Genomic DNA, 24137 nt, shown 5'->3' with positions numbered 1-24137 from the left:
GCATGAAGTCCGAGCGAGTGACCCGTACACAATCCGTGGTGGACGGGCTTCTCGATGAGATCATCGCCGGGCGCGTCGTCGCGGGGGAGCCCCTCCCCGCAGAAGCCGACCTCGCCGCCCTCCTCGGGGTGTCCCGACTGACACTCCGGGAGGGCGTGCGGCTGCTCCAGGCGCAGGGGGTCATCGTCCCGGTGCCCGGCAGCAGGCATCGGGTCGCCCCGGTCGATGAGTGGACCGGGCTCGAGGCCGTCGTGCGGTACTCCCGCAGCGGCGGTGCCCGGCGCCGGTCCTCCCTCGAATTGCTCGACATGCGCGTCATGTTCGAGACGGGTGCGGCCGAGCTTGCGGCTCCGCGCTGCACCGACGAGCACATCGCGAGGCTCGCCGAGCTCCTCGAGCAGATGCGCACGGCGCACGCGAACGGGGATGTGCCGGGGTTCGTCGACGCCGATCTCGCCTTCCACGACGTGATCTTCGCCGCCGCCGACAACCGGATCCTCGTCGCGTCCGTCCGCCCGCTCACGACCATGCTGCAGGCGTCTCGCAGTGAGACCAGCGCCGTGCTCGAGATCCGCGAACATGCCCTGGTCGAGCACGCCGCCGTGCTCGAGGCGATGCGCTCCCGTTCTCCCGAGGCCGCGCGCGAGGCGATGGCGGGTCACATGCGGCAGACCCGCGACGATCTGCTGCACTACGTCCTCGGCGAATAGCGGGGTCACGACAGAGAGCCTGGGCCGTTTTGCCAGAGCGCGGATCTCGGCGTACGCTCGTTATCTGATATCGGATAACAATGCCGATCCCGTCCGAAAGCCCCTCTGAACGAAGGAGTTCGCATGCACGTCGACGCGCTTCTCGCCGGCATCCCGGCCCCCGTCGATCTCGCCGCCGCCGAGGTCCGCGCATCGCTCGACCCGCAGGGGGTGCTCGTCGTCCTCGACGACGACCCGACCGGCACCCAGTCCGTCGCGAATCTCCCTGTTCTCACCCGTTGGGAGAAGGAGGACCTCGCCGGTGCGTTCGCCACCGGGGCCGCCGCCGTCTACGTGCTCACCAACACACGCTCGCTCGACGAGAGGACTGCGGCGGAGCGCAACCGCGAGGTCGTCGCCGTCGCGCTCGCCGCTGCGGCAGAGGCAGGCCGCCACGTGACCTTCGTCTCGCGCGGGGATTCCACCCTGCGCGGGCACTTCCCGCTCGAGACGGACGTGCTCTCTGCCGAGATCGTCGCGCACGGCGGTGCCGCCCCTGAGCTCACGCTCCTCGTCCCCGCCTTCCCCGACGCCGGCCGCATCACGGTCGACTCCGTGCACTACTGGGTGACCGACGGTGAGGCGACCCCGGTCGGGGACACCCCGTTCGCGAAGGACGCCACCTTCGGCTTCGCCTCGTCCGACCTGCGCGATTGGGTCGCCGAGAAGACCGAGGGGCGCATCCCGGCCGATGCCGTCGCCGCCCTCACCGTCGACATCATCCGCTCCGGCGTCACCACCGTCGCCGATTTCCTCGCCGGCCTCCCGACCGGCACGGTCGTCGCCGTCGACGTCGTCGACGAGAGCGACATGCGCGTGGTCGCTCTTGCGCTGCACCGTCTTCGCGAGCGCCCCGTCCTGCTGCGCGTCGGCCCGCCGTACGTGCGTGCGCACATCGGACAGGAGATCGCACGGCCGGTCTCGGGCGCCGACATCCCGTTCGCCCACGACCGCGGCGGTCTCGTCGTGGTCGGCAGCCACGTGCCCCTGACCACGGCTCAGCTCGAGGAACTGCGGCGCCGGCGTCCCGACACCGCGACGATCGAGCTCGACGTCCGTCAGCTCATCGATGAGCGTCGTGAGACGCACCTGGACGATCAGGCGAACGCCGTGGCCGAGATGCTCGCCTCCGGATCGGTCATCGTGCACACCACGCGTGAGCTCGTCACCGGTGCCGACGGCGACGAAAGCCTCGAGATCGCGCGCAAGGTCTCCAGCGGCGTCGTCGAGCTCGTGCGTCGTGTGCTGGCGATCTCGCCGCCTCGATTCGTGATCGCCAAGGGGGGCATCACCTCCAGCGACGTCGCCAGCGAGGCGCTGGAGATCCGCCGCGCGACCGTTCTCGGGCCGATGCTGCCCGGGATCGTGTCCCTGTGGCAGCCGCAGACCGGACCTGCCGTCGGCATTCCCTACATCGTCTTCGCCGGCAACGTCGGCGACACCGATTCGCTGGCCAGGGTCGTGTCGACCCTCGCAGACGCCAACTGAGATTCGAAAGGACCATCATGACCTCCACTGTCGCCGTGATCGGATTGGGAGCCATGGGCCTGCCCATGGCCACCCGCCTCGCCGAGCGCTTCGAGACGCGCGGCTTCGACATCGCCGCTGAGCGCGTCGCCCTCGCCGCCGACAAGGGCGTCCAGGGCGCCGACTCCGCCGCTGCTGCCGTCGCCGGTGCGCAGGCGATCCTCGTCGCGGTGCGCACCGGAAGCCAGCTGAACGACTTGCTGTTCGGCGAGAACGGGCTCGCCTCGCACCTCGAGGACGGCGCGGTGGTCATCCTCACCAGCACCGTGGGAACCGACGGCATCGGTGACATCGCCGCCCGGCTCGGCGAGCACGGTGTGCAGTTGGTGGATGCCCCACTCTCCGGCGGACCCGTCCGTGCCGGCGAGGGCGACCTCCTGATCGTCGTCGGCGCCGCCCCGGCGGCGCTCGACGTCGCGCGGCCCGTGCTGGAGCACCTCGCCTCGACGCTGTCCATCGTCGGCGACAAGCCCGGCGACGGACAGGCGTTGAAGACTGTCAACCAGCTGCTGTGCGGCGTGCACATCGCCGCCGCCGCCGAGGCGCTGGCGCTCGCCGACGCTCTCGGCCTCGACCGGGAGAAGACCCTCGAGGCGCTCACCGCGGGAGCGGCCAACTCGTTCATGCTCGGCAACCGCGGCCCGCGTTCTCTGCAGGCCTACGACGAGGACGGCGCCGAGGTGCTCAGCCGCCTCGACATCTTCGTCAAGGACATGGGCATCGTCGGAGACGCCGCCCGCGCCGCCCACCTGTCGACTCCGGTCGCGAATGCCGCCGAGCAGCTGTTCCTGCTCGGCGAGGCCCAGGGCCTGGGTGCGCACGACGACTCCGCCGTCATCCGCGTCATCGCCCCCGAACGTCTTTCCTGAACCCGACGACAACCAGGACGTACCCGCGTCCTCGAACCTGAAAGAAGAGATCCAGAGATGCTTCCTCTTCCCGCGCTGATCGCGATCGGAGTGGCCGGCCTCGCGCTGCTGCTTCTGCTGATCATCCGCTTCAAGATGCAGGCGTTCTACGCCCTCATCCTCGTGTCGATCATCGTCGGCCTCGCCGCCGGTCTGCCGATGACAACCATCCCGGCCAGTGGCGACGTCCCGGAACAGCTCGGCATCATCCAGGCGATCATCGCCGGTGTCGGCGGAACTCTCGGGTCCGTCGCGGTGCTGGTGGCACTCGGATCGATGCTCGGAAAGATCATCGAGCTCTCAGGCGGTGCGGAGTCGCTCGCCGGGACGTTCACCAAGTGGCTCGGCCCCAAGCGCGTGGGGATCGCTCTCGTCATCGCCGCGGCGATCCTCGCGATCCCGGTGTTCTTCGACGCGGGCTTCATCATCCTCGTACCCATCATCTTCGCGTTCTCGAAGATCGCCGGGCTCAACCCCATCAAGTTCGGACTCCCCGTGGCCGGCATCATGCTCGCAGTGCACGTCGCGGTCCCGCCGCACCCCGGAATCGTCGGCGGTGCCACGATCCTCGGCGCCGACATGGGCTGGGTGCTGATCTTCTCGCTCATCATCTCGATCCCGCTCGCCGCACTGTCGTTCTGGACGGGCAAGCTCATCAACCGTCGCGAGTTCGCGATGATCGAGGCGACCAAGGAGATGTTCGACGGCTTCGGCACGGAGAAGAGTTCGGTCAACGCCGGTCTCCGCGACGGCGAGAAGGCGCCGAGCGCCTTCACCGTGCTCGCGCTCATCCTGCTGCCGCTCCTGCTGATCATGCTCGGCACGACCGTCGCCCCGGCGTTCGAGGCGGGCACCTTCTGGAACGGCTTCCTCGCGATGATCGGCCAGCCGATCTTCGCGCTCATGGTCGCCATCGCCGCCGCGATGTTCTTCCTGGGCGTGCGTCGCGGCTGGTCCGCCGCCAAGCTCGGGGAGGTCATGGAATCGGCGCTGCCCGCAGCCGCCGTCATCATCCTCGTCACCGGTGCCGGTGGCGCGTTCGGCAAGATCCTCACCGAGACCGGAATCGGCGGCGCTGTCGCCGAGCTGCTCGCAGGCAGCGGCATGCCGCTGCTGCTCGCCGCCTTCCTCATCGCGCTCATCATGCGTGCGGCCCAGGGGTCGGCGACCGTCGCGATCACCACGACCGCAGGTCTCCTGCTCCCGTCCGTCTCGGTCCTGGGGCTCGATCCGATCCACGTTGCGCTCGTCGCCGTCGCGATCGGCTACGGCGCGCTCGGGCTCAGCCATGTGAACGACTCGGGCTTCTGGGTCGTCACCCGCTACCTCGGCCTCTCGGTCAAGGACGGTCTGCGAACCTGGACGCCACTGACCACCGTCCTCGGCGTCGTCGGGTTCCTCCTCACCTGGCTCACGTACGCCGTCATCCCGATGGGCTGACCAGGCGAGCACGCACAGGCCCCTGTCATCCGCGCGAGCGGACGACAGGGCCTGTGCGATCTGCCGTCGGCGCCGGCGGAAAGCCCGCTCCGATCCTGGCCCTGTTCCCACCACACAGGGCTAGGGTCGGACCATGGCCACCGTCGCAGAGAACATCGTCCGCACCCTCCGCACGAACGGGATCGACCGGGTCTACGGCATCCCGGGGGACTCCCTCAACGGCTTCACCGACGCGCTGCGCAAGGACGGCACCATCCGATGGGTGCATGTCCGGCACGAGGAGTCGGCAGCCTTCGCCGCGGCGGCCGACGCGGCCGTCACCGGAGACCTCGCCGTGGTCGCCGGGTCGTGCGGACCCGGCAACCTGCATCTCATCAACGGTCTGTTCGACGCGAATCGCTCGCGCGTACCCGTGCTCGCGATCGCGGCGCACATCCCGACGAACGAGATCGGAACGGGGTACTTCCAGGAGACGCACCCGCAGGAGCTGTTCCGGGAGTGCAGCGTGTACGTCGAATACGTCGCCGATCCGGTGCAGATGCCGCGTCTGCTGGAGATCGCGATGCGTACGGCGATCGAGGAGCGAGGGGTCGCCGTGCTCGTCATCCCCGGCGAAGTCGCGCTCGCCGAGATCGAGCGGGATCGTGCGACGCGCATCGAGCGCACTCAACCCGTGGTCGTGCCGAGCCCCGCTGAGCTCGAGAAGACCGCAGAGCTGCTGAATGCGGCCAAGAAGGTGACGATCCTCGCCGGCGCCGGCGTCGAGGGGGCCCACGACGAGGTCGTGGCGCTCGCAGACCGACTCGGCGCTCCGATCGTGCACGCGCTGCGTGGCAAGGAGTTCATCGAGTACGACAACCCGTTCGATGTGGGGATGACGGGTCTGCTCGGATTCGCGTCGGGTTACCGGGCGATGGAGTCCGCCGACACCCTGCTGGTCCTCGGCTCCGACTTCCCGTACGAGCAGTTCTATCCGGAGGGCGCGACGACCATCCAGGTCGACATCCGCGGGTCGCAGCTCGGCAAGCGGCATCCGCTGGATCTCGGTCTCGTGGGAGATGTTCGGGCCACGGTCGATGCGCTGCTGCCGCGGCTCGCCGAGCAGACCGATCGGTCGCACCTCGACGACGCGGTCGCGCACTATCGCAAGACGCGGGCGAAACTCGACGAGCTCGCCGTGCCGGCCAAGGGTGGCAAGCCGATCCACCCGCAGTACCTCGCGCGTCTGCTCGACGAGCACGCGAGCGCTGACGCGGTCTTCACAGCCGATGTCGGTTCGCCCACCGTGTGGGCGGCGCGCTACCTCACGATGAACGGCCGCCGGCGCCTGATCGGCTCCTTCACACACGGGTCCATGGCCAACGCGCTGCTGCACGGGATCGGCGCCCAGACCGCGCAACCCGATCGCCAGGTCGTCGCGCTCGCCGGAGACGGGGGACTGGCGATGATGCTCGGTGAGTTGATCACGCTCACCCAGAACCGGCTGCCGGTCAAGACGATCGTGGTGAACAACTCCTCGCTGAACTTCGTCGAGCTGGAGATGAAGGCGGCCGGGTTCGTCACGTACGCGACCGACCTCGACAACCCGAACTTCGCCGCAGTCGCGGAGGCCCTCGGCATCTTCGCGCGTCGCGTCGAGCGCAGTGAGGACCTTCCGCAGGCTGTCGCCGAGGTCCTCGCGCACGACGGCCCCGCGCTTCTGGACGTGGTCACCGAGCGTCAGGAACTGTCCATGCCGCCGGCGGTGACCGCCGAACAGGTCAAGGGCTTCGCGCTGTACGCGATCCGCACCGTGATGTCGGGTCGGGGAGACGAGCTGCTCGATCTCGCGCGGGCGAACTGGCGTCAGCTGTTCTGACCTCGGCTGCGTGCTCACCCGGATTCCGGGGCGGGTGTCGCGGCTGTCCGGCGCGCCGCATCGGCGGGTTCGGAGGCGCCGCGTGCGGCCTCGGTTCGCCGGGCCCCGCGGCATGCCGTACACTGGTCAGGCAGTTGTCTGCATTCTTTTTCCGTGCCTCCGGGTGAGGGAGGAGTGCAGACCCAGGGCCCGCAAGGGCTCTAGGGCGGTAGCTCAATTGGCAGAGCAGCGGTCTCCAAAACCGCAGGTTGCAGGTTCGATTCCTGTCCGCCCTGCGCGTCAGCGCCACGCTGGCACACGAAAGGTACATTCAGGATGGATCAGGACGAACCGCGCGGCGAGATCGTCGCGGCAGGCGGTGCCGCCGGTGTGAAGAGGCTCGGCTTCTTCGGGCGCATCGCACTGTTCTTCCGTCAGGTGATCGGCGAGCTGCGCAAGGTCGTGACGCCGACCCGCAAGGAGCTGTTCAAGTTCACCGCGGTCGTGCTGGTCTTCGTGATCATCGTGATGGCCTTCGTGTACGGTCTGGACACCGTCTTCTCGTGGCTGACTGCGCAGGTCTTCGGAGTGCCGCAGTAAGCGGCGCCCCCGCGGCTCCGGCCGCTCTGAATGGAAAGAAACAACGTGTCTGAACGATATTCCGACGACGCCGACTGGGCGACCGCCGCGGAGCAGTCCAGCGAGGACGACGAGGCGCAGGAGGGCAACGTCCTCTCCGCCGAGGAGAAGGCGTCCGCTGCTGCCGAGCACGAGGCGGTCCACATCGAGGGCGGCGACGACGAAGCGGACAGTGAAGGCGCGGAAGACATCGACATCGACGACCCGGAGGCGGACGCGATCGTGAACGACGCTCTCAATTTGAACGAAGCGGCGGAGTCTGAGGCTGCCGCCGAGGTCCTCAACGACGCGACGGCCGAGGAGGCCGCCGAGGTCGAGGCTGCGGCGGCCGAGGAGGTCACCCCCTACGACGGCCCCGAGGTCGACGACGAGGACGAAGAGGCGGAGTCCGCCTCGGACGCTGCGGAGCAGGACCCGTACGAGGCCTTCCGCATGGACCTTCGGATGCTTCCGGGCAAGTGGTACGTCATCCACTCCTACGCGGGCTTCGAGCGCAAGGTGAAGGCCAACATCGAGCAGCGCAAGTCGACGCTTGAGGTCGAGGACGACATCTACCAGGTCGAGGTCCCGATGGAGGACGTCGTCGAGATCAAGAACGGCCAGCGCAAGATGGTCACGCGCGTCCGCATCCCCGGCTACGTGCTCGTGCGCATGGAGCTCAACGAGGACACCTGGTCCGTCGTCCGCCACACCCCCGGTGTCACCGGCTTCGTCGGCAACGCGCACAACCCGACTCCGCTCCGGTTCGAGGAGGCCTTCAACATGCTGAAGGCGCTCGTCGAGGTCAAGGACGTCTCGACCGCGAAGAACGTGCAGTCCAAGGGCGGCGTCGCCGTGGCACGCTCCGTTCCTGCCGAGGTCGACTTCGAGATCGGCGAGACGATCACCATCAAGGAAGGCTCGTTCGCCGGCCTCCCCGGATCGATCAGCGAGATCAAGCCGGAGAGCGGCAAGCTCACCGTGCTGGTGTCCCTGTTCGAGCGCGAGACCCCGGTCGAGCTGTCGTTCGACCAGGTCACCAAGATGTCCTGACGGCTCGAACCGCATTCGCTGTCACGAACGCCCCGCTCGGCTCCGGCCGGCGGGGCGTTCTGCATCCGGTACACTTGGATGGTTTGTGCGTACGTTCTGCGTGCGCATCGACAGCACCGCGGTACGGAGATTCCGTCTCCGCGGGAGAGGGATGCCGTCGGCATCCGCTCGATGAAAGGAAGAGAAATGGCACCCAAGAAGAAGGTGACCGGCCTGATCAAGCTCCAGATCAACGCCGGTGCAGCCAACCCGGCGCCGCCGATCGGGCCCGCGCTCGGTCAGCACGGCGTGAACATCATGGAGTTCTGCAAGGCGTACAACGCCGCGACCGAGTCGCAGCGCGGAAACGTCATCCCGGTCGAGATCACCGTCTACGAGGACCGCAGCTTCACGTTCGTCCTCAAGACGCCGCCGGCAGCAGAGCTGATCAAGAAGGCCGCAGGCGTGCAGAAGGCTTCGGCCACGCCGCACACCGTCAAGGTCGGAAAGATCACCAAGGACCAGGTCCGTCAGATCGCAGAGACCAAGCAGGCCGACCTGAACGCGAACGACATCGAGGCCGCCTCGAAGATCATCGCCGGAACCGCCCGTTCCATGGGCATCACGGTCGAGGGCTGAGGGGAATAATCATGGCAAAGTCCAAGGCATATCAGGCTGCCGCCGCGAAGATCGAGGCAGACCGTTTCTACACCCCGACCGAGGCTGTCGCCCTCGCGAAGGAGACCGGCTCGGCGAAGTTCGACTCGACCGTCGAGGTCGCGCTGAAGCTCGCCGTCGACCCGCGCAAGGCGGACCAGATGGTGCGTGGCACCGTCATCCTCCCGCACGGGACCGGTAAGACCGCCCGCGTCATCGTGTTCGCCACCGGCCCCGCGGCCGAGGCGGCCATCGCCGCAGGTGCTGACGAGGTCGGCGGCGCCGAGCTCATCGAGAAGGTCGCCGCTGGGTGGACCGGATTCGACTCCGCAGTCTCCACCCCCGAGCTCATGGGTCAGGTCGGTCGACTGGGTAAGGTGCTCGGTCCCCGCGGCCTCATGCCGAACCCGAAGACCGGCACCGTGACTCCGAACCCGGCCAAGGCCGTCGAGGAGATCAAGGGCGGCAAGATCGAGTTCCGCGTCGACAAGCACGCCAACGTGCACTTCGTCGTCGGCAAGGCCTCGTTCTCGGCTGAGCAGCTGGACGAGAACATCGGTGCGGCGCTCGAGGAGATCGTTCGCCTCAAGCCGTCGAGCGCGAAGGGCCGCTACATCCAGAAGGGCGCGGTGTCGACGACGTTCGGCCCCGGCATCCCGCTGGATGTCAACGCCATCTGAGTGTGACGAGTGAAGGGCCCCTGCCGATCCGGCGGGGGCCCTTCTGCGTGTCCGGCAGCTGCTGAGGCGTCCCCACGGGGGATCCGTGGCCGAGAGCGGCTCAGACGGACCCAGCCGGCTCTGTACGGGCCCCACGGGCGCCCGGTGCCGTTTTCGCGGGAACATGCGGGAAACGAGCGCGACACGCCAGGGAAACGGGCCGGATTTGCCCGATGTCGGGATCCCGCGTAAGTTATTACTTGTTCGCCCCACAGGGAAGCGGAAAGGCCGAGAGCCTCACCCCCCTCAAGCGGAGAACCACCTCCCACTTCTTTCACTTGAGAGACCTGGACGCCTGCGTCTAGAATGGGAGGTCCACCCCTTCTGCGGTTCATCTCGACCGCGCAGCGGATCTCAGATCCGGTCAGCGCGTCGATTTGACAAGCTGAGCGGGGCGGATAAGATAGAGAAGTTGCCCTGCGGGCCTGGTTGTGAGACTGGGTCGTGGGTGCGTCCGATCCTTGAGAACTCAACAGCGTGCACTTGTCAAATGCCAAATAACCTCGATTCAGCTTCGGCTGGATGAGATTCCTTTGGATCAAAAGTCCAACGTCCCTTTTGGGGGGTGTTGGCGACGGATAAGTCAGTAATGACATCCATTTTGGTCAGTTCAAACTCGCTGTCCCGACCTTATTCCGGTTGGTTCAGTTTTTTTCTTTTACGGAGAGTTTGATCCTGGCTCAGGATGAACGCTGGCGGCGTGCTTAACACATGCAAGTCGAACGGTGAACACGGAGCTTGCTCTGTGGGATCAGTGGCGAACGGGTGAGTAACACGTGAGCAACCTGCCCCTGACTCTGGGATAAGCGCTGGAAACGGCGTCTAATACTGGATACGAACAAGAATCGCATGGTTACTTGTTGGAAAGATTTTTCGGTTGGGGATGGGCTCGCGGCCTATCAGCTTGTTGGTGAGGTAATGGCTCACCAAGGCGTCGACGGGTAGCCGGCCTGAGAGGGTGACCGGCCACACTGGGACTGAGACACGGCCCAGACTCCTACGGGAGGCAGCAGTGGGGAATATTGCACAATGGGCGAAAGCCTGATGCAGCAACGCCGCGTGAGGGATGACGGCCTTCGGGTTGTAAACCTCTTTTAGCAGGGAAGAAGCGAAAGTGACGGTACCTGCAGAAAAAGCGCCGGCTAACTACGTGCCAGCAGCCGCGGTAATACGTAGGGCGCAAGCGTTATCCGGAATTATTGGGCGTAAAGAGCTCGTAGGCGGTTTGTCGCGTCTGCTGTGAAATCCCGAGGCTCAACCTCGGGCCTGCAGTGGGTACGGGCAGACTAGAGTGCGGTAGGGGAGATTGGAATTCCTGGTGTAGCGGTGGAATGCGCAGATATCAGGAGGAACACCGATGGCGAAGGCAGATCTCTGGGCCGTAACTGACGCTGAGGAGCGAAAGGGTGGGGAGCAAACAGGCTTAGATACCCTGGTAGTCCACCCCGTAAACGTTGGGAACTAGTTGTGGGGTCCATTCCACGGATTCCGTGACGCAGCTAACGCATTAAGTTCCCCGCCTGGGGAGTACGGCCGCAAGGCTAAAACTCAAAGGAATTGACGGGGACCCGCACAAGCGGCGGAGCATGCGGATTAATTCGATGCAACGCGAAGAACCTTACCAAGGCTTGACATATACGAGAACGGGCCAGAAATGGTCAACTCTTTGGACACTCGTAAACAGGTGGTGCATGGTTGTCGTCAGCTCGTGTCGTGAGATGTTGGGTTAAGTCCCGCAACGAGCGCAACCCTCGTTCTATGTTGCCAGCACGTAATGGTGGGAACTCATGGGATACTGCCGGGGTCAACTCGGAGGAAGGTGGGGATGACGTCAAATCATCATGCCCCTTATGTCTTGGGCTTCACGCATGCTACAATGGCCGGTACAATGGGCAGCAATACCGTGAGGTGGAGCGAATCCCAAAAAGCCGGTCCCAGTTCGGATTGAGGTCTGCAACTCGACCTCATGAAGTCGGAGTCGCTAGTAATCGCAGATCAGCAACGCTGCGGTGAATACGTTCCCGGGTCTTGTACACACCGCCCGTCAAGTCATGAAAGTCGGTAACACCTGAAGCCGGTGGCCTAACCCCTTGTGGGAGGGAGCTGTCGAAGGTGGGATCGGTAATTAGGACTAAGTCGTAACAAGGTAGCCGTACCGGAAGGTGCGGCTGGATCACCTCCTTTCTAAGGAGCATCTGGCAGCTTCGGCTGTCCAGGCCCCAGATCAGAGCGAATGTCTCTGCTGGGAGCTCATGGGTGGAACATTTGACATGGTGTCAGCGCAGCTGACTTCTGCTAGTACGCCGGCCTTCGGGTTGGTTGGAACGTGGGGTTGGTGAGCGAGTCACCTGCACGCTGTTGGGTCCTGAGGGACCGGATGCGCTTTGACCTCTTTGGGGGTTGGAAGCATTTGGTTACTCTGGGCCTTTTGTTGTCTGTCCTTTTGGGCAGGCGCGGAAGGTACCGCCCGTACTTTGAGAACTACACAGTGGACGCGAGCATCTTCAACATGACCTTTCGGGGTTGTGTTGTGTAGATGATCTTAAAGATCATTAGTCAATTTCAATTTTGACGATTCGAACTCATGTTGTTTCAAGTCTTTAAGAGCAAACGGTGGATGCCTTGGCATCTGGAGCCGAAGAAGGACGTAGCAATCTGCGATAAGCCTCGGGGAGTGGATAAGCACACTGTGATCCGAGGGTGTCCGAATGGGGAAACCCCGCTGGGCGGCGTGCCGACCTAGTGACTCCCGCCTGAATATATAGGGCGGGTAGAGGGAACGTGGGGAAGTGAAACATCTCAGTACCCACAGGAAGAGAAAGCAACCGCGATTCCGTTAGTAGTGGCGAGCGAAACCGGATCAGGCTAAACCGAGTGTGTGTGATATCCGGCAGGAGTTGCATATTCGGGGTTGTGGGACTTTTCAGTCAGTTCTGCCGAGCTGGCGGCGTTACAAGCTGGTATAGACGAACGGTCTTGAAAGGCCGGTCATAGAGGGTGCCAACCCCGTAGTCGAAATGCCATCCTTGGCGCGAAGAGTATCCCAAGTAGCACGGGGCCCGAGAAATCCCGTGTGAATCTGTCAGGACCACCTGATAAGCCTAAATACTCCCAGATGACCGATAGCGGACAAGTACCGTGAGGGAAAGGTGAAAAGTACCCCGGGAGGGGAGTGAAATAGTACCTGAAACCGTTTGCTTACAAACCGTTGGAGCCTCCTTAGTAGGGGTGACAGCGTGCCTTTTGAAGAATGAGCCTGCGAGTTAGCGATATGTGGCGAGGTTAACCCGTGTGGGGTAGCCGTAGCGAAAGCGAGTCTGAATAGGGCGATTCAGTCGCATGTCCTAGACCCGAAGCGAAGTGATCTATCCATGGCCAGGTTGAAGCGCGTGTAAGAGCGCGTGGAGGACCGAACCCACTTAGGTTGAAAACTGAGGGGATGAGCTGTGGATAGGGGTGAAAGGCCAATCAAACTTCGTGATAGCTGGTTCTCTCCGAAATGCATTTAGGTGCAGCGTTGCGTGTTTCTTGCCGGAGGTAGAGCTACTGGATGGCCGATGGGCCCTACAAGGTTACTGACGTCAGCCAAACTCCGAATGCCGGTAAGTGAGAGCGCAGCAGTGAGACTGTGGGGGATAAGCTTCATAGTCGAGAGGGAAACAACCCAGACCACCATCTAAGGTCCCTAAGCGCGTGCTAAGTGGAAAAGGATGTGGAGTTGCTTAGACAACCAGGAGGTTGGCTTAGAAGCAGCCACCCTTGAAAGAGTGCGTAATAGCTCACTGGTCAAGTGATTCCGCGCCGACAATGTAACGGGGCTCAAGCACGCCACCGAAGTTGTGGCATTGACATTATTGGTAGGCCTTCGTGGTCCAGCCGTGTTGATGGGTAGGAGAGCGTCGTGTGGCCAGCGAAGCGGCGGTGTGAACCAGCCGTGGAGGCTACACGAGTGAGAATGCAGGCATGAGTAGCGAAAGACGTGTGAGAAACATGTCCTCCGAAAGACCAAGGGTTCCAGGGTCAAGCTAATCTTCCCTGGGTAAGTCGGGACCTAAGGCGAGGCCGACAGGCGTAGTCGATGGACAACGGGTTGATATTCCCGTACCGGCGAAGAACCGCCCAAGCTAATCCAGTGGTGCTAAGTATCTGAATCCCACGTGACCGGATCCTTCGGGTGATGGCGTGTGGGCCTAGCGTACGACCCCATGCTGGTGCGGTTAGCGTATTAACAGGTGTGACGCAGGAAGGTAGTCCAAGCCAGGCGATGGTTGTCCTGGTGCAAGTGCGTAGGCCGAGTCGTAGGCAAATCCGCGACTCACATAGGCTGAGACACGATGCGGATAAAAAGTGGATGATCCTATGCTGCCAAGAAAAGCATCGACGCGAGGTTCTAGCCGCCCGTACCCCAAACCGACTCAGGTGGTCAGGTAGAGAATACCAAGGAGATCGAGAGAATCGTGGTTAAGGAACTCGGCAAAATGCCCCCGTAACTTCGGGAGAAGGGGGGCCACCCGCTTATTAGGATTTACTCCGAAAGGGTGTGGTGGCCGCAGAGACTAGTGGGTAGCGACTGTTTATTAAAAACACAGGTCCGTGCCAAGTCGCAAGACGATGTATACGGACTGACGCCTGCCCGGTGCTGGAAGGTTAAGAGGACCGGTTAGCCGCAAGGCGAAGCTGAGAATTTAAGCCCCAGTAAACGGCGGTGGTAACTATAACCATCCTAAGGTAGCGAAATTCCTTGTCGGGTAAGTTCCGACCTGCACGAATGGCGTAACGACTTCCCAACTGTCTCAACCGCGAACTCGGCGAAATTGCATTACGAGTAAAGATGCTCGTTACGCGCAGCAGGACGGAAAGACCCCGTGACCTTTACTACAGCTTGGTATTGGTGTTCGGTGTGGCTTGTGTAGGATAGGTGGGAGACTGTGAAGCGGATACGCCAGTATTCGTGGAGTCAATGTTGAAATACCACTCTGGTCACTCTGGATATCTAACTTCGAACCGTGATCCGGTTCAGGGACAGTGCCTGGTGGGTAGTTTAACTGGGGCGGTTGCCTCCCAAAAAGTAACGGAGGCGCCCAAAGGTTCCCTCAACCTGGTTGGCAATCAGGTGGCGAGTGTAAGTGCACAAGGGAGCTTGACTGTGAGACTGACAGGTCGAGCAGGGACGAAAGTCGGGACTAGTGATCCGGCAGTGGCTTGTGGAAGCGCTGTCGCTCAACGGATAAAAGGTACCTCGGGGATAACAGGCTGATCTTGCCCAAGAGTCCATATCGACGGCATGGTTTGGCACCTCGATGTCGGCTCGTCGCATCCTGGGGCTGGAGTAGGTCCCAAGGGTTGGGCTGTTCGCCCATTAAAGCGGTACGCGAGCTGGGTTTAGAACGTCGTGAGACAGTTCGGTCCCTATCCGCTGCGCGCGTAGGAAGTTTGAGAGGATCTGACCCTAGTACGAGAGGACCGGGTTGGACGAACCTCTGGTGTGTCAGTTGTTCCGCCAGGAGCACCGCTGATTAGCTACGTTCGGGATGGATAACCGCTGAAAGCATCTAAGCGGGAAGCCGGCCTCAAGATGAGACTTCCATGCCCCTTGTGGGTGAGAGGCTCCCAGTAGACGACTGGGTTGATAGGCCAGATGTGGAAGCACGGCAACGTGTGGAGCTGACTGGTACTAATAAGCCGACGACTTGATAACACTTTTCATCAGTTCGAAACTACTGATGCTCCGCGTCCACTGAGTGGTTCTCGATGTACGGTCGAGAACCGCATAACAACAATTTCTTGTTATGTGTTTGATTGAAACATCAATAGTGTTTCGGCGGCCATAGCGTGAGGGAAACGCCCGGTCACATTCCGAACCCGGAAGCTAAGCCTCACAGCGCCGATGGTACTGCAGGGGGGACCCTGTGGGAGAGTAGGACACCGCCGGACTCCTTTTAGTCAAAATGGCCACCCAACGCAGGGTGGCCATTTTGCGTTAACAAGCGAAACCATGAACACCGACCAGAAAGCTCCTCATGTCGCGTCGCATGATCGCCATCGCCTCCTTCGCCATCGCAGGCCTTGCTCTGACTGCCTGCAGCTCGGGAGGCGGGGAGACCTCCGGCGACGCGGGTTCCGAGTACGGTCTGGTCAACGGTGGCACGCTCACCGTCGCCACCGAGGGCACGTACCGTCCCTTCAGCTTCCATGAGGGCGACGGAACCGGCGATCTCGTCGGTTACGACGTCGAGATCATCGAAGCGGTCGCGGACAAGCTCGATCTCGAGGTGAAGTTCGAGGAGACGCAGTGGGACGCGATCTTCGCGGGGCTCGACGCCGGCCGCTTCGACCTCATCGCGAATCAGGTGACGATCAACGACGAGCGTGAGGCCGCGTACCTCTTCAGCGCGCCATACACCGCATCCCCCGGCGTCATCGTCGTGAACGCCGATGACGACTCGATCACTTCGTTCGACGACCTCGCAGGCAAGACGACCGCCCAGTCCCTCACGAGCAACTGGTACCAGCTGGCCACCGACAGCGGCGCGAACGTCGAAGCGGTCGAAGGGTGGGCCCAGGCGGTCTCGCTGCTGAAGCAGGGACGCGTGGATGCCACGATCAACGACAAGCTGACCTTCCTCGACTACGAGACGACCGAGGGGGACACGAGCCTGAAGATCGCCGCCGAGACGGACGACGCCGGGCTCTCCGCCTTCGTGTTCACCAAGGACAAGGAAGCGCTCGTCGAAGCGATCGACGAGGCTCTCGCCGAACTCCGCGCCGACGGCACTCTCGCGGAGATCAGCGAGAAGTACTTCGGCGCAGACGTCACCGAGTAGCCCATGGAAGCCTGGGACGTCTTCCTCAGTTCGGTCGGGCCCATCGCTCTGGCCGGGCTGATCGGGACGATCCCGCTCGCCCTCATCTCCTTCGCCCTCGGGCTCGCTCTGGCGCTCGGGCTGGCGCTGATGCGCATCTCGGAGCACCGCATCCTCTCCGTCATCGCACGGGTCTACATCTCGATCATCCGCGGGACGCCGCTGCTCGTGCAGCTGTTCGTCATCTTCTACGGGCTGCCCTCCATCGGGCTCGTCGTCGACCCGTGGCCGAGCGCGGTCGTCGCCCTGTCGCTCAACGTCGGCGGTTACGCCGCCGAGGTCATCCGTGCGGCCATCCTGTCCGTGCCCAAGGGGCAGTGGGAAGCAGCGTACACGGTCGGGATGGGACGCTCACGGACGCTGACGAGGATCATCCTTCCGCAGGCGGCGCGGGTGTCGGTGCCGCCGTTGTCGAACACGTTCATCTCGCTCGTGAAGGACACCTCCCTCACCTCCCTGATCCTCGTGACCGAGCTCTTCCGCGTCGCTCAGCAGATCGCCGCGTTCAACTACAAGTTCATGATCGTGTACCTCACCGCGGCGCTGGTGTACTGGGTGTTCTGCCTGGTGCTCTCCGCCGGCCAGAATCTGCTCGAGAGGAGGCTGGACCGCCATGTCGCTCGATGACCGCCCCGTACGCGGTGACCACGAGGCGCTGCTCACCGCACGCGGGCTGCACAAGAGCTTCGGTGAGAACGAGGTGCTCAGGGGCATCGACCTGACCGTGCACCGGGGTGAGGTCGTCGTGCTGATCGGTCCCAGCGGATCGGGCAAGACGACGGTCCTCCGTTCGCTCAACGGTCTCGAGACGCCCGACGCCGGCACACTCACGGTCGAGGGCGGGCCGAAGATCGACTTCGCCGACCGTGTGACCAAGAGCACGCGATTCGCCCTGCGCGACCGGTCGGCCATGGTGTTCCAGCACCACAATCTCTTCCCGCATCTCACGGTCCTGCAGAACGTGATCGAGGGGCCGTGGCGCGTGCAGGGACGCCCCAAGGCAGAGGCGGTGGATGCCGCACGCGGCCTGCTCGCGCGGGTCGGCCTGTCGGACAAGGAGAACGCGTTCCCCCACGAGCTCTCCGGCGGTCAGCAGCAGCGGGTAGGCATCGTCCGCGCGCTGGCGCTCCGTCCTGACCTGCTGCTCTTCGACGAGCCCACCAGCGCGCTCGACCCCGAGCTCGTCGGCGAAGTGCTGCTGGTGATCAAAGAACTCGCCGACGAGGGCTGGACGATGGTCGTCGTCACCCACGAGCTCGCTTTCGCTCGAGAGGCGGCCGACCACGTCCTGTTCCTCGATCACGGGGTGGTCGTGGAGGAGGGCCCGCCCGAGCGGCTGTTCACCGCGCCCGCTCACGAGCGCACGCGCCGTTTCCTCGCGCGGATCATGCGTCCGCTCGACAGCGCGGACGACGAGGGATCCGGTCCCGCCGCCTGATCCGGGTCAGACCTGGAGCGCCTGCACGACCAGGGTCGCCGCGAGGCCGATCATGATCACCGCGATCACTCCGTCCAGGATCTGCCACGCCCGCGGGGTGCTCAGTCTGCCGCTCAGTCGACGCGCGCCGTACCCCAGCGCCGTGAACCACAGGATGCTCGCGGTGATGGCCCCGGCCGCGAACACCCAGCGCGCGCTGCCATGCGTCGCAGCGATCGACCCGAGCATCAGCACGGTGTCGAGGTACACGTGCGGGTTGAGCCAGGTGAGAGCGAGCGTGGTGAGCGCAACGGCAGGGAGGCGACCGTTGCCGGAAGGACGGGCATCCGGCGCATCCGGCGTGAGCCCTTCTGCGGACCCGCGCAACGCCCTGACCCCGGCGAGGACGCCGTACACCAGCAAGAACGCAGCCCCCAGCCACTGTGCCGCGACCACGAGCCACGGCACACGCTCGATGAGATAGCCGAGCCCCGCGACGCCGGCGAGGATCAGCACGGCATCCGAGACGGTGCAGATCACCACGACGGTGAGCACATGCTCACGGCGGATCCCCTGACGCAGCAGATAGGCGTTCTGCGCGCCGATCGCGATGATGAGGGAGAGTCCGAGCCCGAGGCCGGAGAAGAAGGAGAGCACTCGTCCACGCTACGGAGCGGGAAGCATAAGCGCCAGCGAGGGACGCTTATGTTCCATTAGCATCACTTCATGGCTGCCATCCCTCCCGATCTCGCATCGACCGTCTCGGCGATCGTCGACGGGGGGAGTCTGGAAGCGGCGGCGCGTGCGCTGCGGATCACGCCATCCGCTGTCAGCCAGCGACTGAAGACGCTCGAGCAGCAGGTCGGACGGGTCCTCGTCGTCCGTGGCCGACCGGCGACCGCGACAGCGGCAGGCGAAGCCGTCGTCCGCATGGCCCGACAGGTGCAGCTTCTCGAGCACGACGCTCTTGCCGAACTGGGGCTGGCCGATGAGGGGGATCGGGTGAGCGTGCCGTTGGCAGTGAACGCCGACTCCATGGCGACGTGGTTCCTCTCCCCGCTCGCGCGCCTGAGCGCGGAGCATGACATCGACTTCGACCTGCACCGCGACGACCAGGACTTCACGGCTCGGCTGCTCGAATCCGGGGAGGTCATGGCCGCCGTCACGTCCGAGGCCGTCCCCGTCACCGGGTGCACCGTCACCGCCCTTGGTGTGCTGTCGTACGAGGCCGTGGCGACGTCCTCATTCGTCGAGCGGTGGTTCCCCGAGGGCGTCACCGCCGAGGCGCTCCGGCATGCTCCGTTCGTCGACTTCGACCGTCGAGACGGCCTGCAGCACCGGTGGCTCGACTCCCGTGGCGTGGACGCCGACGGCGTTCCGCGCCACTATGTGCCGGCATCCCACGACTACGCCATGGCGGTTCGGCTGGGCCTCGGCTGGGGCATGCTCCCCGGCCCCCAACTGGTGGAGGCCACGGCATCCGGCGCCGTCCGCCGACTCGGCGGCCCGCCCATCCGGGTCCCCTTGTACTGGCAGCAGTGGAATCTGCGGTCTCGGCTGCTCGACGCGATCGCCGCCGAGGTCGCCGCGGAGGCCATACGAGTGCTCGAACGCTGAGCTCGCCGACGGCCGGGAGTCGCGGATCAGTCAGCGAGGGCGAGCGCTCGGAAGGCGTCGCGCTCGCGAAGCGCATCCCGACGGCTCGGCACGACGCGGGCGTCGAGCCCGGGCGGACGCTGCCCGGTGGTGCGGTGGTACAGCTCGTCGATCAGTCGGGTGGCGAGGTGCACGAGCTGGCCGATCTCGCGGTCGTCGCGGTCGATCCACACGCAGCGCGGCTCATCGTCCACAGGGCGGAAGTCGTTGTGCTCCTCCCAGACGAACAGCGTGCGCTCGGCACCGAGGACATGCTGCTGCCACCACACCTGACGAAGGTAGGTGCGCGGGATGGTGCGCCAGTTCTTGTTCGTGGTCTTGATCTCCGCCAGCAGGATGCGCCCCGCGGCATCCTGCACGATGCCGTCCGGCGTGGCGAGATGGCGCTGTTCGACCTCGGCGCGGAACAGCGCGGACGACGGGCGGATGCCGTGGGTCGCCGCCACCCACGCCGCGATCTCCGGCTCGCGCCGCCGACCGTGGTCGGTGTAGGCGTTGCCGCCGAAGCGGGCTCCGCCGCCCAGTTTGGCGTCCGCAGCCCTGGCGATCGACTTCTCGCCGGAGAGCCCGGCGACATCGGTGGCGGTGATGCCCCTGGCGCGCGCTCGAAGCCAGGCGACCCGATCGCGGGAGTCCGCGACGATTCGAGCCTGAAGTTCCGGAGTCACCCTTCGAGGCTACCTCGCACGGGAGACGCCCGGTGCCCTGCCGCGCCGTGATGGGGGCGGATGGTCAGCCGAGGAACGGCCAGTGCTCAGGCCCTCGGGATCCTGCGACGTACTCGTCCAACGGAACCTCGTCGTTCGCCCACGCATCCAGGATCGGCTGGACGATCGCCCAGCAGCGTTCCGCGGCATCGCCGCGCACCGACAGCATCGCGTCGGCGTCGAGGATGCAGGAGAGCACCTCGGCGTAGGCCATGAGCTGGCCGGGGCCGAGATCCGCGGACAGCGTCGCCCGCTCGAGCACCAGCGGGTCGCCGGCACCGTTGAGGTTGAGGTCGAGCGACATCCGATCCGGACCGAGCGAGAACCGGACGACGGCCCCATCGGCCGAGCCGCGCAGCCCGTCAGGCACGTGCCGCACCGCCTTGAACCGGACCACGACCTCACGGGCGGGATCGCCGATGGCCTTGCCGGAGCGCAGCGTGAACGGGACACCGGTCCAGCGGGCGTTGCGCACCTCGAACGTCGCGGCGGCGAGCGTCTCGGTGCGGCGCTCGGGCTCGACTCCCGGCTCGTCGACGTACGAGGGCTTGTCGACACCGTCGATGCTGCCCGCCGTGTAGCGCGCCCGGCGGGAGGATGACGTGGGATCGTCGCCCCACACCCGTGTGGCGCGCAGCACCGCCGAGGTCGCCTCGCGCAGATCCGCCTCGCCGATCGTCGCCGGCTGCTCCATGGCGACGACCGCGAGTACCTGCAGAAGGTGGCTCTGCAGCATGTCGACGAGGGCGCCCGCCCCGTCGTAGTAGCCGGCCCGACCTTCGAGCCCGAGCTTCTCGTCGTAGACGATGCTGACCGACTCGATGCTCTCGGCGGACCACAGCGGTTCGAGCAGTCTGTTCGCGAACCGGGCCCCGAGCAGGTTCAGAGTGGTCGACTTGCCGAGGAAGTGGTCGACCCGGAAGACCTGCTTCTCGTCGACGAGGGCCGTCAGTCTTCTGTTGAGCGCGGCCGCGCTCTCCTCGTCCGTGCCGAACGGCTTCTCGAGAGCGAGCATGACCCCGTCCGGGAGCATCTCCGGCGTCATCGCCTCGCAGGCGGCAGCGGCGACGGCGGGCGGCACGGCGAAGTACAGGGCGACCTGGCCGTCGAGGTCCTTGAGGAGCTTCTTCAGCTCGGCGGCAACGGTTATGTCGGCGCGGCGATACTCGACCTCGACGCACTCGAGGGCCGCCTCCGCGTCTGCCGCGGCGAAGGAGTCCCGGACGACCTTCTGCTGCTGCTCGGCGGTCCAGTCGGCCGTCCCCACCCCGATCACCCTGATGCGGCGCTCCGGTGCCACCGTGAGGAGCTGGCCGAGCGCCGGCAGCAGGAGGCGCGACGTGAGGTCGCCGGTCGATCCGAAGATCACGAGGGTGGTCGCAGCATCCATCCGCCCACCGTAACCCGCACGAGTGCGCCGCGGCCAGGGCCGTGGGACAATCGGGCGATGCCGGCTCCTATCGAGGATTACGCACTTCTCAGCGACTGTCGGACCTCCGCGCTCGTCTCCAGGGACGGGGCGATCGACTGGCTCTGCCTCCCGCGCTTCGACGCCGCGTCGATCTTCGGCGCGCTGCTGGGGGAGCCGGCCCACGGCAACTGGACGCTGCGGCCCACCGACCCGTCGGCGACCGCCCGCCGCTGGTATCTCTCGGACACGTTCATCCTCGTCACGCGGTGGGAATGCGCCGACGGCATCGCGGAGGTGCAGGAGTTCATGCCGATGACGGAGGACAGGACGGACGTCGTCCGCCGCGTCATCGGGATCGAAGGCGACGTCGCTTTCCGGACGGAACTGCGCCTGCGCTTCGACTACTCGCGTGCTCTGCCCTGGGTGAGACAGGTGGGGACACCCGGCGATCCCGCCCTGAGCGCGATCGCCGGGCCGGACGCCGTCGTCGTCCGCGGCGTCCCCCTGACGCCGGTCGACCATGCGCACGCCGCGGATTTCCGTGTGACCGCCGGTGGGAGCAGGGAACTCGTCCTCACCTGGTACCCGTCGCATCAGGAGGAACCGCCGCCGCTCGACATCGAGGACGCCGTCGCCAGGACCCGCGCGTGGTGGCAGGGGTGGGCGAGCTCCATCGACTGCCCTGGTCCCTACAAGCAGGCTGCCGTGCGGTCGCTGCTGGTGCTGCGTGCGCTCACCCACCGCGACACCGGCGGGATCGTCGCTGCCCCGACGACGTCTCTGCCGGAGCAGTTCGGCGGGTCGCGCAACTGGGACTACCGCTTCGTCTGGCTGAGGGATGCGGCCCTCACCCTCGAGGCACTGATCGCGCACGGGTTCCTCGAGGAGGTCCACCACTGGCGGCGCTGGCTGCTGCGCGCGGTGGCGGGGGAGCCGTCCGAGGTGCAGATCATGTACGGCATCGCCGGTGAACGTGACCTCCCCGAGCGGGAACTCGACTGCCTGCCCGGATATCTCGGTGCCGCCCCCGTCCGCGTCGGCAACGGCGCCGTCGAGCAGTATCAGGGCGATGTGCTCGGCGAAGTGCTCGTCGCCCTCGAGGCGGCGCGGCTCGCGGGGCTCACCGAGAGCGCGTTCTCCTGGTCGCTGCAACGGGCTCTGATCGAGCGCGTGCTCGACGGGATCGATCGTCCGGACAACGGGATCTGGGAGATCCGCGGCCCGCTCCGGTGGTTCACGCACTCCCGCGTGATGATGTGGGCAGCGCTCGACCGAGGGGTGCGCGCCGTGCGCGAACACGGACTCGAGGGCGACGCCGACCGGTGGGAGCGGGGGCGCGACCGGCTGGAGGCCGAGATCGACGAGCGCGGCGTGCACCCTGACGGCTACTTCCGACAGCATTACGACACCGACGAGGTGGATGCATCGCTGCTGACGCTGGCGCAGGTGGGCTTCTGCGCGGCCGACGACCCGAGGATGCTGCGCACAGTGGAGCAGATGGAGCAGACCTTGATGCGCGACGGCCTGCTGATGCGGTACCGCACCTCGTCCGGAGTGGACGGGCTCGCCGGCGGCGAGCATCCCTTCCTCGCCTGCAGCTTCTGGCTCGTCGAGCAGTATGCGACCAGCGGGCGGGAGGAGGAGGCGCGAGAACTGATGGACCGGCTCGTCGGATTCGTCAACGACGTCGGCCTGCTCTCCGAGGAGTACGACATCGACGAAGGGCGTCAGGCCGGGAACATGCCCCAGGCCTTCTCGCACCTCACGCTCGTGCGGGCGGCGGATGCGGTGATCGGCCACAGCGGGCGGGCGGCCCACCGGCTCTGACCTGCCGGACGCCGGGGGCTGGCGCGGATTTGGGGAGCGGGGTCCGTTCCGGTAGAGTTGCGGTAACCGAAGACCGCTGGTCATCGTGGCGTGCGCAAGCACAAGACGATTGAAGCACTGCAATGCAGGGGCCCGCGCAGGGACATGATCGTCATCCAGGATTCTGGATCCACGCTCCGTCGCTTGCGCCGGAGCGTTTTTGTTTGTGGGCGGTTCAGGTCGATGCCTCACGCACGTGCGGCATCCCGTACACACCAAGGAGTGACCATGGCGCAGAAGGATGCATCGGTTGCCGAGCTCACGAAGAACTTCGAGAACTCGAACGCCGTCCTGCTGACCGAGTACCGCGGTCTGACGGTTGCCCAGCTCAAGGAGCTGCGCAACAGCATCCGTCAGGACGCTGAGTACGCCGTGGTGAAGAACACGCTGACCAAGATCGCGGCCAACAACGCCGGGATCTCTGCGCTGGACGACGACCTCAAGGGTCCGTCGGCTGTCGCATTCGTGCACGGCGACTTCGTCGCCACCGCGAAGGCTCTTCGTGATTTCGCCAAGGCCAACCCGCTTCTCGTGATCAAGGGCGGCGTGTTCGAGGGCAACTCGCTCACCGCCGACGAGGTCAACAAGTACGCCTCGCTCGAGAGCCGTGAGGTTCTGCTTGCGAAGGCTGCGGGCATGATGAAGGCGACGATGGGCAAGGCTGCCGCCACCATCGACGCGCTTCGCGAAAAGCTGGAGACCGCAGAGGCCGCGTGAGCGACCGCGATCT

General features: G+C 65.1%; 18 protein-coding genes, 1 tRNA gene and 3 rRNA genes. 19 read left to right on the top strand and 3 right to left on the bottom strand.

Features of this window, described 5'->3' with window-relative positions:
- Window positions 1-2: 2 nt before the first annotated feature.
- The 16 genes from HD600_RS03055 (at window position 3) to HD600_RS02980 (ending at window position 17788) form a co-directional block, all read left to right on the top strand.
- Entirely contained in the window at window positions 3-710 is a 708-nt protein-coding gene (locus tag HD600_RS03055) for a FadR/GntR family transcriptional regulator (protein ID WP_144792449.1), read from the top strand.
- Between the two features lie 123 nt (window positions 711-833).
- Window positions 834-2237 (top strand): four-carbon acid sugar kinase family protein, encoded by a 1404-nt coding sequence (locus tag HD600_RS03050; protein ID WP_184281460.1) that lies wholly within the window; start codon window positions 834-836, stop codon window positions 2235-2237.
- Window positions 2238-2254: 17 nt separating this feature from the next.
- Window positions 2255-3145 (top strand): NAD(P)-dependent oxidoreductase, encoded by an 891-nt coding sequence (locus HD600_RS03045; protein ID WP_144792443.1) that lies wholly within the window; start codon window positions 2255-2257, stop codon window positions 3143-3145.
- A gap of 57 nt (window positions 3146-3202) precedes the next feature.
- Window positions 3203-4624, top strand: coding sequence for a GntP family transporter (locus tag HD600_RS03040; RefSeq protein ID WP_184281458.1), 1422 nt, complete (start codon window positions 3203-3205; stop codon window positions 4622-4624).
- A gap of 133 nt (window positions 4625-4757) precedes the next feature.
- Window positions 4758-6482: a ubiquinone-dependent pyruvate dehydrogenase gene (gene poxB, locus HD600_RS03035; protein WP_184281456.1), complete on the top strand. Its 1725-nt coding sequence runs from the start codon at window positions 4758-4760 to the stop codon at window positions 6480-6482.
- Between the two features lie 202 nt (window positions 6483-6684).
- Window positions 6685-6757, top strand: a tRNA-Trp gene (locus tag HD600_RS03030).
- A 40-nt stretch (window positions 6758-6797) separates the two neighbouring features.
- Window positions 6798-7061 carry a preprotein translocase subunit SecE gene (secE, locus tag HD600_RS03025; RefSeq protein WP_144792433.1) on the top strand — a complete coding sequence of 88 codons (264 nt, stop codon included), beginning with the start codon at window positions 6798-6800 and terminating at the stop codon, window positions 7059-7061.
- 45 nt (window positions 7062-7106) lie between these two features.
- Window positions 7107-8132 (top strand): transcription termination/antitermination protein NusG, encoded by a 1026-nt coding sequence (gene nusG / locus HD600_RS03020; protein ID WP_184281454.1) that lies wholly within the window; start codon window positions 7107-7109, stop codon window positions 8130-8132.
- A 186-nt stretch (window positions 8133-8318) separates the two neighbouring features.
- A complete protein-coding gene (gene rplK / locus HD600_RS03015; protein ID WP_144792427.1) occupies window positions 8319-8750 on the top strand; it encodes a 50S ribosomal protein L11 in 432 nt (143 codons plus the stop codon).
- Between the two features lie 11 nt (window positions 8751-8761).
- Window positions 8762-9448, top strand: coding sequence for a 50S ribosomal protein L1 (rplA, locus tag HD600_RS03010; RefSeq protein ID WP_144792423.1), 687 nt, complete (start codon window positions 8762-8764; stop codon window positions 9446-9448).
- A gap of 696 nt (window positions 9449-10144) precedes the next feature.
- Window positions 10145-11671: ribosomal RNA gene (locus HD600_RS03005) — 16S ribosomal RNA — on the top strand.
- Between the two features lie 406 nt (window positions 11672-12077).
- A 23S ribosomal RNA gene (locus HD600_RS03000) occupies window positions 12078-15185 on the top strand.
- A 119-nt stretch (window positions 15186-15304) separates the two neighbouring features.
- Window positions 15305-15421 (top strand): 5S ribosomal RNA (gene rrf, locus HD600_RS02995).
- Together the 16S, 23S and 5S rRNA genes form the textbook arrangement of a ribosomal RNA operon.
- Window positions 15422-15507: 86 nt before the next feature.
- Window positions 15508-16311 carry an amino acid ABC transporter substrate-binding protein gene (locus HD600_RS02990; protein ID WP_184281452.1) on the top strand — a complete coding sequence of 268 codons (804 nt, stop codon included), beginning with the start codon at window positions 15508-15510 and terminating at the stop codon, window positions 16309-16311.
- A 3-nt stretch (window positions 16312-16314) separates the two neighbouring features.
- Window positions 16315-16977, top strand: coding sequence for an amino acid ABC transporter permease (locus HD600_RS02985; RefSeq protein ID WP_184281450.1), 663 nt, complete (start codon window positions 16315-16317; stop codon window positions 16975-16977).
- The gene (locus tag HD600_RS02980; protein ID WP_221421527.1) at window positions 16964-17788 is read left to right on the top strand and encodes an amino acid ABC transporter ATP-binding protein; all 825 of its coding nucleotides are present in this window, start codon (window positions 16964-16966) and stop codon (window positions 17786-17788) included. Before HD600_RS02985 ends, HD600_RS02980 begins: the two co-directional genes overlap by 14 nt.
- A gap of 6 nt (window positions 17789-17794) precedes the next feature.
- On the opposite strand, the gene HD600_RS02975 is transcribed toward HD600_RS02980, so the two are convergent.
- A complete protein-coding gene (locus HD600_RS02975; RefSeq protein WP_184281448.1) occupies window positions 17795-18424 on the bottom strand; it encodes a LysE family transporter in 630 nt (209 codons plus the stop codon).
- Window positions 18425-18493: 69 nt separating this feature from the next.
- Here HD600_RS02975 and HD600_RS02970 point away from each other — a divergent pair, with 69 nt between their 5' ends.
- Complete coding sequence (locus HD600_RS02970; protein ID WP_144797545.1) at window positions 18494-19384, top strand: LysR family transcriptional regulator ArgP; 891 nt, start codon at window positions 18494-18496, stop codon at window positions 19382-19384.
- A 26-nt stretch (window positions 19385-19410) separates the two neighbouring features.
- Here the strand turns inward: HD600_RS02970 and HD600_RS02965 are convergent, their stop codons facing one another.
- Window positions 19411-20091 carry a YqaJ viral recombinase family protein gene (locus HD600_RS02965; RefSeq protein WP_144797547.1) on the bottom strand — a complete coding sequence of 227 codons (681 nt, stop codon included), beginning with the start codon at window positions 20089-20091 and terminating at the stop codon, window positions 19411-19413.
- Between the two features lie 64 nt (window positions 20092-20155).
- Entirely contained in the window at window positions 20156-21520 is a 1365-nt protein-coding gene (locus HD600_RS02960) for a glucose-6-phosphate dehydrogenase (protein ID WP_184281446.1), read from the bottom strand.
- 57 nt (window positions 21521-21577) lie between these two features.
- On the opposite strand from HD600_RS02960, the gene HD600_RS02955 reads away from it, so the two are divergent.
- Together HD600_RS02955 and rplJ are read left to right on the top strand one after the other, a co-directional pair.
- Window positions 21578-23368: a glycoside hydrolase family 15 protein gene (locus HD600_RS02955; protein ID WP_184281444.1), complete on the top strand. Its 1791-nt coding sequence runs from the start codon at window positions 21578-21580 to the stop codon at window positions 23366-23368.
- A 267-nt stretch (window positions 23369-23635) separates the two neighbouring features.
- On the top strand, window positions 23636-24124 hold the full coding sequence (gene rplJ, locus HD600_RS02950) for a 50S ribosomal protein L10 (RefSeq protein ID WP_144797551.1): 489 nt from the start codon (window positions 23636-23638) through the stop codon (window positions 24122-24124).
- Window positions 24125-24137: the final 13 nt, after the last annotated feature.

The sequence above is a fragment of the Microbacterium ginsengiterrae genome (assembly GCF_014205075.1).
In the GTDB taxonomy this organism is placed as follows: Bacteria; Actinomycetota; Actinomycetes; order Actinomycetales; family Microbacteriaceae; genus Microbacterium; species Microbacterium ginsengiterrae.
Note: the sequence above shows the minus strand (reverse complement) of the source record. Positions and strands in the feature narration are given on the sequence as shown.

Bases quoted from the DNA above. Each gene is read 5' to 3' on its own strand.
- rplK (WP_144792427.1), top strand. From the start codon at position 8,319: ATGGCACCCAAGAAGAAGGTGACCGGCCTGATCAAGCTCCAGATCAAC.
- HD600_RS02970 (WP_144797545.1), top strand. From the start codon at position 18,494: ATGGCTGCCATCCCTCCCGATCTCGCATCGACCGTCTCGGCGATCGTC.
- HD600_RS02980 (WP_221421527.1), top strand. From the start codon at position 16,964: ATGTCGCTCGATGACCGCCCCGTACGCGGTGACCACGAGGCGCTGCTC.
- secE (WP_144792433.1), top strand. From the start codon at position 6,798: ATGGATCAGGACGAACCGCGCGGCGAGATCGTCGCGGCAGGCGGTGCC.
- HD600_RS02990 (WP_184281452.1), top strand. From the start codon at position 15,508: ATGTCGCGTCGCATGATCGCCATCGCCTCCTTCGCCATCGCAGGCCTT.
- HD600_RS02955 (WP_184281444.1), top strand. From the start codon at position 21,578: ATGCCGGCTCCTATCGAGGATTACGCACTTCTCAGCGACTGTCGGACC.
- HD600_RS02960 (WP_184281446.1), bottom strand. From the start codon at position 21,520: ATGGATGCTGCGACCACCCTCGTGATCTTCGGATCGACCGGCGACCTC.
- HD600_RS03040 (WP_184281458.1), top strand. From the start codon at position 3,203: ATGCTTCCTCTTCCCGCGCTGATCGCGATCGGAGTGGCCGGCCTCGCG.
- HD600_RS03050 (WP_184281460.1), top strand. From the start codon at position 834: ATGCACGTCGACGCGCTTCTCGCCGGCATCCCGGCCCCCGTCGATCTC.
- HD600_RS02985 (WP_184281450.1), top strand. From the start codon at position 16,315: ATGGAAGCCTGGGACGTCTTCCTCAGTTCGGTCGGGCCCATCGCTCTG.
- HD600_RS03045 (WP_144792443.1), top strand. From the start codon at position 2,255: ATGACCTCCACTGTCGCCGTGATCGGATTGGGAGCCATGGGCCTGCCC.
- rplA (WP_144792423.1), top strand. From the start codon at position 8,762: ATGGCAAAGTCCAAGGCATATCAGGCTGCCGCCGCGAAGATCGAGGCA.
- HD600_RS03055 (WP_144792449.1), top strand. From the start codon at position 3: ATGAAGTCCGAGCGAGTGACCCGTACACAATCCGTGGTGGACGGGCTT.
- rplJ (WP_144797551.1), top strand. From the start codon at position 23,636: ATGGCGCAGAAGGATGCATCGGTTGCCGAGCTCACGAAGAACTTCGAG.
- poxB (WP_184281456.1), top strand. From the start codon at position 4,758: ATGGCCACCGTCGCAGAGAACATCGTCCGCACCCTCCGCACGAACGGG.